Raw genomic sequence first — 12,514 nt, forward strand, 5'->3', positions numbered from 1 at the left:
CCGAGGTACGTCCCTGCGACCTTTTGTTATGGGTCGGCTGTCGAATCGCCTGCCCGCGGAGGGTCGACCTAGGGTCGGCCGTCGTCGCAGGTACAGGCGCCCAACCGAGACCCGCCGACGCGGTACAGGCGCCCAATCGACCGGTCAATCGCCGCAAACTGCCGGCCGGAATCCCGAGAGGTCGGTCCGAATGCCCGAAGAGACGGGTTTATGGCCGCCGGGCGGTCAGTAGCTCGCATGAGCGCAGACTCCGACCCCGACTTCGGCTTCGACTTCGACCTCCTCCGCGAGTTCACCGAGACCAGCGGCGTCCCCGGGTACGAGGACCGGGTGCGGGAACTCGTCCGTCGGGAGTTCGACGGTGCGGTCGACGCTGTCCGCACCGACGCGATGGGAAACGTCGTGGGGACCGTGGAGGGCGCGAGCGACTACTCCGTGGCGGTCGCCGCCCACATGGACGAGATCGGCTTCATGGTCAAGCACGTCACCGACGACGGCTTCCTCGAGGTCGACACCCTGGGCGGGTGGGACCCCGACGTGCTCCGGGCCCAGCGCGTGACCGTCCACGCCGAGGGGGAGGACATGACTGGCGTCATCGGGTCGATCCCGACCCACGTCAAGGACGACGACGAGGAGTTCTCGGTCGACGACGTGGCCATCGACCTCGGTCTCCCCGCCGACGAGGTCGCGGAGCGCGTCTCGGTCGGCGACCTGGTGAGCATGGAGCAGACCACGACCCGGGTCGGCGAGCATGTGACCGGCAAGGCGCTCGACGACCGGGTGTGCCTGTTCGCGATGCTCGAGGCCGCCAAGCGGCTCGACGACCCCGACGTGACGGTCCACTTCTGCGCCACGGTCCAGGAGGAGCTCGGTGTCCGGGGCGCGCCGGCGCTCGGCGTCGACCTCGACCCGGACCTCGCGGTCGCGCTCGACGTGACGGTCGCCAACGACATCCCCGCGGTCGGGAAGGAGAGCGAGTACGTGACGGAGCTCGGCGGGGGTGCCGCGGTCAAGCTCAAGGACTCCAGCGTGGTCACGACCCCGAAGGTCCACCGCCGGCTGCGTTCGGTCGCCGAGGACCGCGGTATCGACCACCAGCTCGAGGTGCTGCCCTCGGGCGCGACCGACACCGCGGGCTTCCAGAACACCAACGGCGCCAAGCCCGTGGGCGCCATCTCGGTCCCGACCCGGTACCTCCACACCGTCACCGAGAGCGTCCACCACGCCGACGTGGAGGCGACAATCGACCTGCTGACCGCGTTCCTCGAGACCGAGACCGGCGACCACGACTACAGCCTGTAGTCGCCGGCGACCGGTTCTCGCTCTCGACGCCCGGAGTCGCGATTCCGGCTCGCCTTCCGTCCGACCACCAGCTAGCTGTACCGCGAGCGAACGAGCGAGGCGAGTGAGCGAGCGGCCCTTTTTTGATCCACATTTTTTCGAGAAGGGTTCCCGCAGCGAGCGAAGTGAGCGAGGACACCCGACGACGAAAAAAGGTGGGGTTGTATCGAAAGTATAGAGTACCCGCCACCGTAACTCCCGACCATGAGCACGGAAGGAAGCGAGTCGGTCACGCGGCGCGGGTTCATGCGAGCCGCAACCGGGACCGCGGCCGCCGCCGGGGCGGCCGGCACCGCCGTAGCCCAGGAGGAGGGCGGCGGAGGCGGCGGCGCGGCACAGGAAGTCGTCGTCGGCCCCGGCGGCAGCCTGGTGTTCGAGCCCGCCGAACTCACCATCGCGCCCGGTACCACGGTCAACTTCGTGTGGGAGTCGGACAACCACAACGTCGTCCCGTCGAGCCAGCCCGACGGCGCCAACTGGGAGGGGACCGCGGGCGGCGAGACCAAGACGTACAACACGGGCCACGAGTACTCCCACACCTTCGAGACCACCGGCACCTACGAGTACTACTGCCAACCCCACGAGACCGCCGGCATGACCGGCACCATCACCGTCCAGGAGGGCGGCGCCTCGACGGGCGGCGGCGGTCCCGCCATCCCGAGCAGCGCCAAGACCCTCGGCATCGCCACGACCGCCGCGCTGGTGTTCACGCTCGGTCTCGCCTACTTCTTCATGAAGTACGGCGGCGACTACGGCCAGATAGAGGAGTAGCGCGGCTCCGTTCCCTTTTCGGTCCGCCGACCGACCAGCCGCGGGACCGACCGGTTTCGGGACCGACCGGTCGCGCGTCGCCTCGCGGCCCGGATTCTCAGATCGTGTCGGGCGAGTCGTGGAGCGTCAGGTCGACCTCGCGGCGCTCGCCCTCGAGGTCCTCGACGATGCGCGCGACGACCTTCCGGGCTTCCTTCAGCACGAGCGGTTTCACCTTGTCGATGACCCAGTCGAGCGAGACCAGCCGCGGCAGGTCGATCATGTCGGAGCTCGCCGAGTCGGCGTCGAACTCGATGACCAGTCGGACCTGCGAGGCGGACTCTCGGTCGGGCGGTGCCTCCTCGGGGGCCGGCTCGACCACCCACCTCCCGTGGGCGTCGAGGTCCTTGACGATGCGCCACGCGATGCGCTCGGGCGGCTCGAAGTCGGTCACCTCCGACCGGACGACGTAGTTCAGCTTCCACCACTTGAGGTGGATGTCGTACTCGGTGCCGGGACCGCCGTCGCCGTGGCGGGTCACCCGGTCTAAGTGCTCGGAGTAGTCGGCGTACCCCTCGAAGTCGGCGAGGAACTCGTAGGCCTCCTCGGGCGACACGTAGACGACGGTGCTGAGTTCGACGCTGTCCACGCGCCGAGGTTGGGCCGAACCCGGCGTAAAACTTCCGGCGGGCGGGCTCTGTACGGAATTCGGCCGCGGGGCAGAGGGGTGCCACCGCCGCGGAGGATGACAGCTCCCGCCCCGTACCGCCGGGGTCACCGACACGCGTCCCCGAACGCCGTCACGCCTCCTCGATGGTGTCGAGGACGCGCTGTGAGAGCTCCACGTCAGAGACGTCGCCCCGGTCGTGGGCGATCAGCCACTCCTCGTCCGCCCGCCACGTCCCGCGGCGGTTTCCGTCGAGGTCTGTGACGCTGCCCCGCACGTCGGTCGGCTCCCACTCTTCCTCCGCCTGGAGGTCCAGCAGACGGTTCAGCACCCTGCCGACCTCGCGGTGGGGAACGCCGTCGCCGGGCGCCGCCGTCTCGTAGCCGATGTGCAAGGTGCCGCCGTCGGTCGCGAGGTCGGTGACGTAGACGCCGTGGCTCATCAGGCGCTGCTCGAGTCGCTCGCGGAGCTCCGCGTCGTCCATACCGGGTCGTCGGTCGCGAAGCGGGTAAACCCTCCTACCAGAAGTCGTGTGAGTCCCGCGGCGCGACGCAGTTGCAGGTCACGGTCGGGTCGAGCACCTCGTCGACCGGCATCGATTCGCCGCACTCGGTACAGACGACGCTCGCGCTCTCGTCGCCGCGGTAGAGCCGCAGCGCGTGCGCGCCGATCACCGCTCCGGCGGCGAGTCCGACCGCCCCCGCGAGCGCCTTGTCCATCCGCGCAGTCTCGCGTGCCATGCGCTCCCGAGGACGGCGCACAAACTTAAACCCACTGACGGCGGAAAACCAACAGAATCCCGGACGTCCGAGAACGTGCAACCTCGCTGTCACCGCCGCGGGAACGCCCCAGGGCCGACCGACAGACGCCACCTATAAATGCACGCTCGAATCAGATACGCACACATGGTAGGGTTCCTGAACTACCTCATCGGTTTCGTGGTGAGCCTCCTCATCGGCGCGTTCGGCATCTACGTCGGCGCGCGCGTCATCGCCGACCGGGACGACTACGAGTACGCGATACTCACCGCGCTCGTCGGGGCGGTGGTCTGGTGGCTGGTCGCCGGCATCCTCAGCATCCTCCCGCTGGTGGGCGGCCTGCTCGGCTCGGTGTTCGGCCTGCTCGCGTGGGTGTACGTCATCAACGCGCGCTACCCCGGCGGCTGGGGCAGCGCCTTCGGCATCGCGCTGGTCGCGTACGTCACGGTCTGGGTCGTGCTGGTGGTGCTGAGCGTACTGGACATCCTCGCGGCCGGCGCGCTCGGCGTCCCCGGGCTCTGACCGCACACGCTTTCTACCGCTCGTATCCAAGCTCCTCGCTCACGAGGTCCGCGGCGTTGCTGATCGCTCCCACCGACGAGAGGTATCCCGCGCCGACTGTCGTCTTGAGCGCCTTCGCGGCCCGGCCGGTGAGCACCGTCGGGCCGACCTGGGCGACCGCGCCGTCGCCGACCGACACCAGCCAGCCCGGCGAGTCGAACGCGAACGGGTCGAGCCGCGGCTCGAAGACGCCGTCGCCATCGCGGTCGTGCTCGGCGAGGCGGGCGATGCTGTCGGCGACCGCGCGGGCCTCCCGGACCGCGGCCTGGGCGCTGGCGGGCACGGCCTCGCCGTCGGCGTCGACCACCCGGGCCGCGTCGCCCACGACGAACGTCCCGTCGCCGACCTGCATGGTGTTCTTCACTTCGGGCCGCTCGCCGTCGAGCGCGTCGGGGCCCCGGATGCCGCCGGTCCAGACGAACTGGTCGTAGCTCAGCCGCTCGCTCGAGTCGAGTTCGAGCGCCTCGTCGTCGGCCGCGGCGACCGCGGTACCGGTCCGTATCTCGACGTCGCGGGACTCGAGCTGGTCGCGGACCGCCGACTGGAAGTTCTCGGGGAACGCGGGCGCGACGCTGTCGAACTGCTCGAGGAGGGTTATCGTCACCGCGTCGCGGGCGCCCTCCTCGCGGGCGAAGGCGGCGAGCTCGCCCGCGACCTGCACGCCGGAGAGGCCCGCGCCGCCGACCACGACGCGAGCGGTCGACCCGTCCGCGTCACCGGACGGCTCACCGTCATGGCCGGCCGATTCGGCGGCGCGACCGGCCGCCAGCGCGTCGAGGAACTCCGCGCGGATGCGCTCGGCGTGGTCGAGCGTCTTGAGCGGCGTGGCCCGTTCCTCGACGCCGGGCAGGTCGTAGAACGCGGTCTCGGCCCCGAGACAGACGGCGCAGTAGTCGTAGTCGACGGTCTCGCCCGACGCCAGGGTGAAGGCGCCCGCGTCGGGGTCGACGTCGGCGACCTCCGCCCGCCGGACCGCCGCGCGGTCGAGCACCTCGTCGAGTTCGACCGCGATGTCGTCGGCCAGCGACGGCCGGCGGATAACCCGGTGGAGCTCGTGTTGGACGAGGTGGCGGCCGGTCCGCTCGACCACCGTAATGGCCGCGTCGTCGGGGAGATTGCGTTCCAGCTTTCGAGCGAGAGTCAGGCCGGCGTAGCCCGCACCCAGGACAGCGACTTCCATTTCGTTGGAGTACGGCGCCCGCGGGCTTAGGAGTGAGGGACGAGCGAGTCGACGGCGTCGGGCGGTGCGGGAAAACCGAATCGCAATCAGAACAGAGCTTCGCTCTCCGGCAGGACCTCGGCCGGGCCACCGACCTCCCATACCATCGTCTCGACGCCGCAATCCGCGACGACCTCCTCGACGCGGTCGGCGTGCTCGGCGGTCGTGTTGACGTAGACGCTCGCACCGGTGTCGGTCGAGAAGTAGACCGGCACGTCCTCTTCCTCGCGGAGCTCGCGCACGGCGTCGAAGATCTCCAGGGTGGCCGGTTTCCAGTAGACCCAGCCGGCGGGCCCGGTCATCGTCGTGGCCGCCAGCGACAGCGAGTCGTGCTCGGCGGTCTCGAAGACCCGGCGGAAGTCGCCCTCGCGCAGCGCGTCGCGCACCTCCGCGAGCTGTTCGTGGATGTGGGCGAGCCGGGCTTCGAACATGTGGCTGTCGGCGGCCTCGCGGTGGGCGTGCTCGGTCTCCTTGTACGCGGGCACCAGCCCGGCCACGATGCGGAGGTCGTCTTCGAGGGGCGAGTCGAGGCGCTCGGAGCGGCAGTCCTCGTCGTTGAGGCCGGTGTGGAGGTCCGAGAACGCACCCGTGACCGCGCGGGCCGCCGACGAGGATCCGCGGCGCGCGACGGTCGAGATCTCCGGGCGGGAGAGCCCGAGGTCGGCGGCCTCCGCGAGGGCCATCGCCGCCGCGGCGAACCCGGACGACGAGGAGCCGAGTCCGACGTTCGACGGGAAGGAGTTCTCGCTCTCCAGCCGGACGGGGTGCTCGACGTGGTCGGCGTCGGCGAGTTCGCGCACGCGTGAAACAACGTTCATCACTCGGTCGGCCTCGTGGTCCGCCAGCTCCTCGCCGTCGACGACGAAGGTGTCCGCGTCGAGGTCGGGATCGAACTCGACGGTGGTCTTCGTGTGGCTCGGCGCGGTGCAGACGCTGATGGAGTCGTGGTACGGGAGCCGCAGCTCCTCGTCTCGCATCCCGTGGTACTTGACCAGCCCCTGGATCGGGTGGGCCTTCGCGGTCGCCTTCATGCGTGGAACGCGGCGGTTCGGGCCGATAAAACTCCCGGTACCGCCCCACCGGTCCGGGTCGGGCGCGCCCCCGCTCTGCACGCCGGTCGTCGCCGGCGTCGGCAGATCCGGTTCGCGGCGGATCCGAAGCCGAATGGCTCAAACCCCTTCCACTCCAGGCTTCGCGCATGGGAGAACCACTAGACACGCGCGAGGCCCAGACCGAGGAGGTCATCGAGCGGCTCTACGAGGAGTACCCCGACTCCACCATCTCGCTCGACTTCTCGAACAGGCTCGAACTGCTCGTCGCGGTGATGCTGTCGGCCCAGTGCACCGACGAGCGCGTGAACAAGGAGACCGAGCACCTCTTCGAGAAGTACCGGACCGTCGAGGACTACGCGAACGCCGACGTCGACGAGCTCTCCGAGGACATCGGCTCCATCACCTACCACAACAGCAAGGCCGACTACATCAAATCCTCTGCCCGGACGATGCTCGAGGAGCACGACGGCGAGGTGCCCGACACGATGGAGGGGCTGACCGACCTCAAGGGCGTCGGGCGCAAGACCGCCAACGTCGTCCTCCAGCACGGCCACGACGTGGTCGAGGGCATCGTGGTCGACACCCACGTCCAGCGGCTCTCCCGGCGGCTCGCCATCACGGAGGAGGAGCGTCCCGAGGCCATCGAGGAGGACCTGTTCGACGTCGTTCCGGAGGAGGACTGGCAGCAGTACACCCACCTGCTGATCAGCCACGGCCGGGCGACCTGCACCGCGCGCAACCCCGACTGCGGCGACTGCGTGCTCGAGGACGTCTGCCCGTCCTCGCGGCTCGACCACGAGGTCGACCTCGCCAGCGGCGAGCCGTGGGACGCCTGACCGTCGCCGGACGCGGCGACGGCCGAGCGTGTCGCCGGTGCGCGGGCGGTCAGTACAGCACGTACCGCAGGAAGAACCGGACGATGCCGATGAGCCACGCCAGCAGCCAGAACAGGACGTAGCCCGCGACCCCGACCCGGAGCCGGCCCCGCCACGCCCCCATGTTCTCGTGAAGGTCGTTTATCTCCACGTCGCGGTCGGTGTCCGAAGCGTACAGGTCGTGGCTGCGCTTGACCTGGAAGATGCGGACGATGCCCGTCAGCGCGACGATGAGCATCGCGTACGCCTGCAGGCCCAGGAAGGCGTGGAGGGCGGCGAACCCGCCTATCTGGTCGAAGAAGCGGGGCAGCATCCACGTCACCATCGGGACCGTGGTCAGCAGCAGTCCGACCGCGATGAACTTGAGGTGGTGGATCAGCACGTCCCAGGTCACCACCTCCTGGTCGAGGATGTACCAGGCCCCGTAGAGGTAGAACGGCAGGCTGGCGGTGACGACGAGGGCTATCGCGGCCGCGACCAGGGGCTCGCTCGCCATGCGCGGCGGTTGGGAGCGCGGTGGGTTAAGGGGTCCGGAAGCGTCGCGACCCCGACGGGTCGGGCGAGGAGGCTCTCGGCCCGCGAGAGCAAGGTTAATCCATTCCAGGTGTGAGCCAACGCACGAACCGACGACATGCCTGGTCCGACCATCATCTGCGTCGACCCCGACGAGTCCGACCGAGCGGCGACGCTCGACCGCCTCAGAAGCGAAGCGCGGGACCCGACGCTGCTCGAGGCCGAAACGCTGGCGGGCGTCGAGGAACCGCTCCGGGAGCGCGCGGTCGACTGCGTGGTGACCGAGTACCACCTCCCCGATGGAACCGGGCTGGACGTCGCCGACCGGGTCCGCGAACTGCGGCCGAGCGCCGGGTGCGTCCTCTTCACCCGGACCGACCGGGCGGCGTTCGACACCGAGACCCACGCCGACGCCGTCACGGAGTACGTCTCGAAGGACGCGGCCGACGCGGCCGACGCGGCCGACCGGCTCTGGAACCTGGTCGAGTTCACGTCGACGTTCCGGGTCCAGACGGCGTATCCGCTCCCCCAGGACGAGACCGACCGCCTCGCCGCGCTCGACTCCTACGAGTTCGACTCCGAGGACCTGCGGGCCGACGTCGAGCGCGTCACCGACCTCGCGGCCAAGCGGCTCGACGTGCCGATGGCGTCGGTCAACCTCATCAAGGAGCACAGCCAGGAGTTCCTGGTGTGCCACGGGGCCGACTGGACGCCGACCGCCCGCGAGCAGTCGATCTGCACCTACGCGATCGCCGACGAGGGGACGGTCACGGCGGTCGAGGACGTCAAGGAGGACCCGCGGTTCGCCGAGAACGAGAGCCTCGACGACCTCGGCATCCGGTCGTACCTCGGCGCCGACCTGACGACCGGCGGCGGCCTCTCCATCGGGACGCTCTGCGCCTACGACGGCGAGCCCCACACCTTCTCGGCCGACGACCGGGAGTTCCTCGACAGGCTCGCCGACGTGACGATGAGCATCCTCGACCTCCACCTCGAGGTGACCCAGTTGCGGGACGGTCCGGACGACGCCCCGGCGTCGACCGTCGGAAGTGATGGCTCGTGAGCCAGCACCGCGCCGCCCGGTACGAGTTCGCTCCCGACCTGCCGCTGGAGGGGGTCGACCCCGGGACGACCCTGCTGGTCGCCGGACCGACGATGTCGGGCGCGCGCCGGCTCGCGCTCCGACTGGTGACCGACGGGAACGACCGCGGGGAGGGGATGATACTCCTCACCACCAACAAGGGCAGCGAGACGCTGCTCGGGGAGTGCGACGACCTGTGCACCGGGCTCGCGAACGCCCCGTTCGGCGTCGTCGACTGCGTGAGCAAGCAGCAGGGCAACCCCGTTCCCTCGGACCGGGTCGAGACGGTGTCGAGCCCGGGCGACCTGACCGGCGTGGGAATCGAGTTCTCGGGGTGGTGCCGGCGCCTCCGCGAGGCGGGCACCGAGCGCGTCCGGACGGGCCTGTACTCGCTGTCGACGCTGCTGATGTACACCGACTTCCAGACGGTCTCGCGGTTCGTCCACACCCTCGGCGGGCGCATCTCGGCGACCGACGGGCTGGGCGTGTTCCTCATCGACCCCGCGACCCAGGACGACCGCGTCGTCAGCACGATGACCCAGTTCTGCGACGCCCGCGTCGACGTCCGGGAAGGCGACGACGGGAACCGCCGGCTCCGCGTACGCGGTCTCTCCGACCAGCCGGGGGGCTGGACGTCGTACTGACCGCGCTGCGACGCCGAGTCGACGTCGGGGCGCTTATACCGCTACGCCTCTGACTTTCGAGCTATGACCGACGCCTCGGACGACCCGCCGGGCGACCGCCCCGGTGACGCCGCGCCGGCCGGGGACGGGGACGCCTCCGGAGCGCGGGGTGACGACGCCGAGACGCGAGACGGGGACGCGCCAGAGCGACCGGCCCCGGAGTCGCCCGACGACGGCGGCCGCGGCGGATCGCCGACCGACGCCGACGCGGAGCGCGACCGGCCCTCCCCGGAGGAAGTCGAGGAGAAGTACGACTTCGAGGACTTCGGCCCGCGGGACATGGCCGAGATGAGCTACGAGGAGTGGGAGGTCGCGTTCGACCACGACTCGTGGATCACCGGCGACGCCCTCCTCGACAGGGTCGAGGCCGACCTCAAGAGCCGGGTCGCCGACCGGGACGTGTTCGCGGTGGTCGAACGCATCGAGCAGGAGGGCGAGCCACAACTGCTCGCGTACTCCGACGAGGGGTACGCCGTGGTCTACCCCGACGGCAGCGTCGAGGGCAGCGGCACCGTACTCCGGGACGTGAAGCCCTCGGTCGCGCTGTCGTCGATGGAGAGCTACGAGGTGCCCGAGGTGCCCGAGGGCGACGTGCTCCCCGACCCCGCCGAGGTGCCCGAGGGCTCGGGTCAACTCGGCAACCAGCTGATGCAGGTCGTCGCCGGGGTCCACGTGCTCGCCGGGGTCGCGCTGTTCGCGGCGTGGATCGCGATGGGTCTCCCGCTCGTGGCCGCGGTGGCCGCGGTCGGCTTCTTCGTCTTCGGCGTGTTCGTCTTCCTGCTGGTCGCCAACGCCCGGCTCTCCGACCGGTTCCGGGCCGAGGAGTACCGCAACCGGCTCCGGGCGGTCGGGCTGGACGACGACGAGCGCCCCGAGTTCCTGCCCGGCGAGGGCGGCGAGGAGGCGCCGGGTAGCGAAAGCGGTTCGTTCCCGGACGAGAGCGACGATTCGCTCCCGGACGACGCGACCGGCCGGTCGGGCGACGCGGCCGGCACCGGCGTTTCGTCGGCGTCCGACGGCCGCAGTTAGGGCAGTTCCCGGCGCGTCCGCCGCGCAGACTCCGTTACGGTAGCATCGGTGGCTTTAAGCGATTCCTGTCCTGACTTTCATCCGTATGAAGAGGCGGGACTTTCTGACGGCAGCAACCGGTGTTGCGGGCGGCGCCGGGGCGGGCGCAGCGGCCGCCGCGGCCCAGGAGACGACCACCACGTCGTCGGGCAACACCACTGCCACCGGAAACGAGACCACGACCGCCGCCAACGGGACGGCCACGGGCGGAGGCGCGTCCGGCGGCGGCGGTCCGACCGAAGAGGTGATAGTCGGTCCCGGCGGGAGCCTGGTGTTCGAGCCCGCCGACCTGACCATCGCGCCCGGCACCACGGTCCACTTCGTGTGGGAGTCGGACAACCACAACGTCGTTCCCTCCAGCCAACCGGAGGGCGCTAACTGGGAGGGGACCGCGGGCGGCGAGACTAAGACGTACAACACGGGCCACGAGTACTCCCACACCTTCGAGACCACCGGCACCTACGAGTACTACTGCCAACCCCACGAGACCGCCGGCATGACCGGCACCATCACCGTCCAGGAGGGCGGCGCCTCGACGGGCGGCGGCGGTGGCGGCGAGGCCGACCCCGAGCACATGGGGGTCCCGTTCCAGGCCCACTTCGTCGGGCTGGCGACCCTGCTGATGATAGCGGTCTCGCTCATCTACACGTTCTTCCTCCTGAAGTACGGCGAATCGCCGCACGCGAGCGGGAGTAACCGATAACCATGTCATCGACAGGCTCAACCTACGGCGACATCCACCGCTACGAACCGGCCCGCGAGAGCACGGCCGCGGCCATCGCCATCGTCCTGCTGACGGTGGTGGAGGTCGTGTTCGTCGGCCTGTTCACCTACGGACTGGTGAGCGGCTGGGGGTACAGCGAGATCGGCAACATGTACCTCGGATTCGTGCTCGCGATCATCTTCGTCGACCTCGCGTTCATCCTTCTGCTGTACCGCAAGGAGTTCCTCCCGGACGTGATGATCGTCAAGAAGCGCCGTCGCAAGTGGGAGGACCTCTACGTTCGCGAAGAGCAGCAGTACGGCACCGAGACCCTCGGTGACGCGTGGGACCAGGTCAAGCGCGCAGTCTATCCGTATTACAAGCGATAACAATGCCAGGTGAAGACGACAAGTATCCAGACAGCACAGGTCGACGCCGCTTCGTCAAGGGCGTCGTCGGGAGCGCGTCGCTGGCCGGCGTCGGAACCGCCGCGGCGGCGGGGATCAACTCCGCCACCGCGCCGACCGGCCAGGGCGGGGGTATCCGGCAGTTCATGGCGATGGAGAACACCGCGGGCCCCGCCCCGCGAGGGATGCCCCAGATCCCGGTCGAGATTGACTCGGAGGGGTACCTCAAGGGGCTCTGGCCCGAACCGGAGACCGTCACCCAGCAGGGCCGCGAGGTCACGATCGCCGAGATGGACCTCGGGGGCGTCACGTACTCGAACGAGTGGTTCCAGTACTGCGGCGTCCAGACCTACCCCGGCGTCCAGCCGGAAGCCGACCAGGACAACTACTTCCGCTACAGCGGGAACTCGAAGTTCGAGTGGCAGAACGAGGAGGTCGAGCAGGGCGCCAAGATCCACGTCGACGACTTCTCGGACTACGAGTCCTGGGGCAACGGCATCGGCAAGGCGGGCCTCGGCAAGCCCGCGATGGGGACCTGGCGCTCCCAGGACGTCCCGCCGAGCGGCACGATTCCGATCCAGGTAATCCGGAGCACGCGGGTCGAGGAGATGGCCAAGAACGACGAGTGGCTCAAGGCCAGCACCTCGGAGGGATTCATCGCCAACCTGAACAAATGCACGCACTTTTGTTGCGTGCCGTCGTTCAAGGGACTGGCCGGGTCGAAGGTGGCGAGCGCGCAGGACATGATCTACTGCCAGTGTCACCAGTCGGTGTACGACCCGTTCAACATCGTGAAGAAATCGTTCGTCGCGCTCCCGCGACCGGAGGACGACTAA

16 protein-coding genes are annotated in these 12,514 nt (G+C 69.5%); 10 read left to right on the plus strand and 6 right to left on the minus strand.

Annotated elements, in window-relative coordinates; all coding sequences use genetic code 11:
• The first annotated feature begins 237 nt into the window (after positions 1 to 237).
• Positions 238 to 1,302: a M42 family metallopeptidase gene (locus tag DVR07_RS03890; protein ID WP_115795457.1), complete on the plus strand. Its 1,065-nt coding sequence runs from the start codon at positions 238 to 240 to the stop codon at positions 1,300 to 1,302.
• Between the two features lie 243 nt (positions 1,303 to 1,545).
• On the plus strand, positions 1,546 to 2,112 hold the full coding sequence (locus tag DVR07_RS03895; RefSeq protein ID WP_115795458.1) for a plastocyanin/azurin family copper-binding protein: 567 nt from the start codon (positions 1,546 to 1,548) through the stop codon (positions 2,110 to 2,112).
• A gap of 97 nt (positions 2,113 to 2,209) precedes the next feature.
• Here DVR07_RS03895 and DVR07_RS03900 read toward each other — a convergent pair whose 3' ends face one another.
• The 3 genes from DVR07_RS03900 to DVR07_RS03910 all read right to left on the minus strand — a co-directional run bounded on the left by DVR07_RS03900 (position 2,210) and on the right by DVR07_RS03910 (position 3,498).
• On the minus strand, positions 2,210 to 2,740 hold the full coding sequence (locus DVR07_RS03900) for a type II toxin-antitoxin system RatA family toxin (protein ID WP_115795459.1): 531 nt from the start codon (positions 2,738 to 2,740) through the stop codon (positions 2,210 to 2,212).
• A gap of 151 nt (positions 2,741 to 2,891) precedes the next feature.
• Complete coding sequence (locus DVR07_RS03905; protein WP_115795460.1) at positions 2,892 to 3,242, minus strand: hypothetical protein; 351 nt, start codon at positions 3,240 to 3,242, stop codon at positions 2,892 to 2,894.
• A gap of 34 nt (positions 3,243 to 3,276) precedes the next feature.
• Complete coding sequence (locus tag DVR07_RS03910; RefSeq protein WP_115795461.1) at positions 3,277 to 3,498, minus strand: hypothetical protein; 222 nt, start codon at positions 3,496 to 3,498, stop codon at positions 3,277 to 3,279.
• Positions 3,499 to 3,663: 165 nt separating this feature from the next.
• Between DVR07_RS03910 and DVR07_RS03915 the strand changes: the two genes are divergently transcribed.
• The gene (locus tag DVR07_RS03915) at positions 3,664 to 4,038 is read left to right on the plus strand and encodes a hypothetical protein (protein WP_193570010.1); all 375 of its coding nucleotides are present in this window, start codon (positions 3,664 to 3,666) and stop codon (positions 4,036 to 4,038) included.
• Positions 4,039 to 4,051: 13 nt separating this feature from the next.
• Here DVR07_RS03915 and DVR07_RS03920 read toward each other — a convergent pair whose 3' ends face one another.
• Both DVR07_RS03920 and mvaD read right to left on the minus strand, forming a co-directional pair.
• Positions 4,052 to 5,257: an NAD(P)/FAD-dependent oxidoreductase gene (locus DVR07_RS03920; protein ID WP_115795462.1), complete on the minus strand. Its 1,206-nt coding sequence runs from the start codon at positions 5,255 to 5,257 to the stop codon at positions 4,052 to 4,054.
• A gap of 86 nt (positions 5,258 to 5,343) precedes the next feature.
• Entirely contained in the window at positions 5,344 to 6,327 is a 984-nt protein-coding gene (gene mvaD / locus DVR07_RS03925) for a phosphomevalonate decarboxylase MvaD (protein WP_115795463.1), read from the minus strand.
• A gap of 167 nt (positions 6,328 to 6,494) precedes the next feature.
• Between mvaD and nth the strand changes: the two genes are divergently transcribed.
• Complete coding sequence (nth, locus tag DVR07_RS03930; RefSeq protein ID WP_115795464.1) at positions 6,495 to 7,184, plus strand: endonuclease III; 690 nt, start codon at positions 6,495 to 6,497, stop codon at positions 7,182 to 7,184.
• A gap of 49 nt (positions 7,185 to 7,233) precedes the next feature.
• Here the strand turns inward: nth and DVR07_RS03935 are convergent, their stop codons facing one another.
• Complete coding sequence (locus DVR07_RS03935; RefSeq protein WP_115795465.1) at positions 7,234 to 7,719, minus strand: DUF7321 family protein; 486 nt, start codon at positions 7,717 to 7,719, stop codon at positions 7,234 to 7,236.
• A 135-nt stretch (positions 7,720 to 7,854) separates the two neighbouring features.
• On the opposite strand from DVR07_RS03935, the gene DVR07_RS03940 reads away from it, so the two are divergent.
• The 6 genes from DVR07_RS03940 (at position 7,855) to DVR07_RS03965 (ending at position 12,514) form a co-directional block, all read left to right on the plus strand.
• Entirely contained in the window at positions 7,855 to 8,799 is a 945-nt protein-coding gene (locus tag DVR07_RS03940) for a GAF domain-containing protein (RefSeq protein WP_115795466.1), read from the plus strand.
• Entirely contained in the window at positions 8,796 to 9,461 is a 666-nt protein-coding gene (locus DVR07_RS03945) for a DUF7504 family protein (protein ID WP_115795467.1), read from the plus strand. Before DVR07_RS03940 ends, DVR07_RS03945 begins: the two co-directional genes overlap by 4 nt.
• 63 nt (positions 9,462 to 9,524) lie before the next feature.
• Complete coding sequence (locus tag DVR07_RS21965) at positions 9,525 to 10,529, plus strand: DUF7319 domain-containing protein (protein WP_205254478.1); 1,005 nt, start codon at positions 9,525 to 9,527, stop codon at positions 10,527 to 10,529.
• Between the two features lie 85 nt (positions 10,530 to 10,614).
• The gene (locus DVR07_RS03955) at positions 10,615 to 11,271 is read left to right on the plus strand and encodes a plastocyanin/azurin family copper-binding protein (protein WP_115795468.1); all 657 of its coding nucleotides are present in this window, start codon (positions 10,615 to 10,617) and stop codon (positions 11,269 to 11,271) included.
• A gap of 2 nt (positions 11,272 to 11,273) precedes the next feature.
• Positions 11,274 to 11,660: a DUF7318 family protein gene (locus tag DVR07_RS03960; protein ID WP_115795469.1), complete on the plus strand. Its 387-nt coding sequence runs from the start codon at positions 11,274 to 11,276 to the stop codon at positions 11,658 to 11,660.
• Positions 11,661 to 11,662: 2 nt separating this feature from the next.
• Positions 11,663 to 12,514: a ubiquinol-cytochrome c reductase iron-sulfur subunit gene (locus DVR07_RS03965; protein ID WP_115795470.1), complete on the plus strand. Its 852-nt coding sequence runs from the start codon at positions 11,663 to 11,665 to the stop codon at positions 12,512 to 12,514.

The sequence above is a fragment of the Halorussus rarus genome, from assembly GCF_003369835.1.
GTDB lineage: Archaea > Halobacteriota > Halobacteria > Halobacteriales > Haladaptataceae > Halorussus > Halorussus rarus.

Excerpts from the sequence above, each read along its gene's own strand:
- DVR07_RS03905 (WP_115795460.1), bottom strand. The coding sequence starts at position 3,242 with ATGGACGACGCGGAGCTCCGCGAGCGACTCGAGCAGCGCCTGATGAGC.
- DVR07_RS03965 (WP_115795470.1), top strand. The coding sequence starts at position 11,663 with ATGCCAGGTGAAGACGACAAGTATCCAGACAGCACAGGTCGACGCCGC.
- DVR07_RS03920 (WP_115795462.1), bottom strand. The coding sequence starts at position 5,257 with ATGGAAGTCGCTGTCCTGGGTGCGGGCTACGCCGGCCTGACTCTCGCT.
- DVR07_RS03940 (WP_115795466.1), top strand. The coding sequence starts at position 7,855 with ATGCCTGGTCCGACCATCATCTGCGTCGACCCCGACGAGTCCGACCGA.
- nth (WP_115795464.1), top strand. The coding sequence starts at position 6,495 with ATGGGAGAACCACTAGACACGCGCGAGGCCCAGACCGAGGAGGTCATC.
- DVR07_RS03895 (WP_115795458.1), top strand. The coding sequence starts at position 1,546 with ATGAGCACGGAAGGAAGCGAGTCGGTCACGCGGCGCGGGTTCATGCGA.
- DVR07_RS03890 (WP_115795457.1), top strand. The coding sequence starts at position 238 with ATGAGCGCAGACTCCGACCCCGACTTCGGCTTCGACTTCGACCTCCTC.
- DVR07_RS03915 (WP_193570010.1), top strand. The coding sequence starts at position 3,664 with ATGGTAGGGTTCCTGAACTACCTCATCGGTTTCGTGGTGAGCCTCCTC.
- DVR07_RS03955 (WP_115795468.1), top strand. The coding sequence starts at position 10,615 with ATGAAGAGGCGGGACTTTCTGACGGCAGCAACCGGTGTTGCGGGCGGC.
- DVR07_RS03910 (WP_115795461.1), bottom strand. The coding sequence starts at position 3,498 with ATGGCACGCGAGACTGCGCGGATGGACAAGGCGCTCGCGGGGGCGGTC.
- DVR07_RS21965 (WP_205254478.1), top strand. The coding sequence starts at position 9,525 with ATGACCGACGCCTCGGACGACCCGCCGGGCGACCGCCCCGGTGACGCC.
- mvaD (WP_115795463.1), bottom strand. The coding sequence starts at position 6,327 with ATGAAGGCGACCGCGAAGGCCCACCCGATCCAGGGGCTGGTCAAGTAC.
- DVR07_RS03935 (WP_115795465.1), bottom strand. The coding sequence starts at position 7,719 with ATGGCGAGCGAGCCCCTGGTCGCGGCCGCGATAGCCCTCGTCGTCACC.
- DVR07_RS03960 (WP_115795469.1), top strand. The coding sequence starts at position 11,274 with ATGTCATCGACAGGCTCAACCTACGGCGACATCCACCGCTACGAACCG.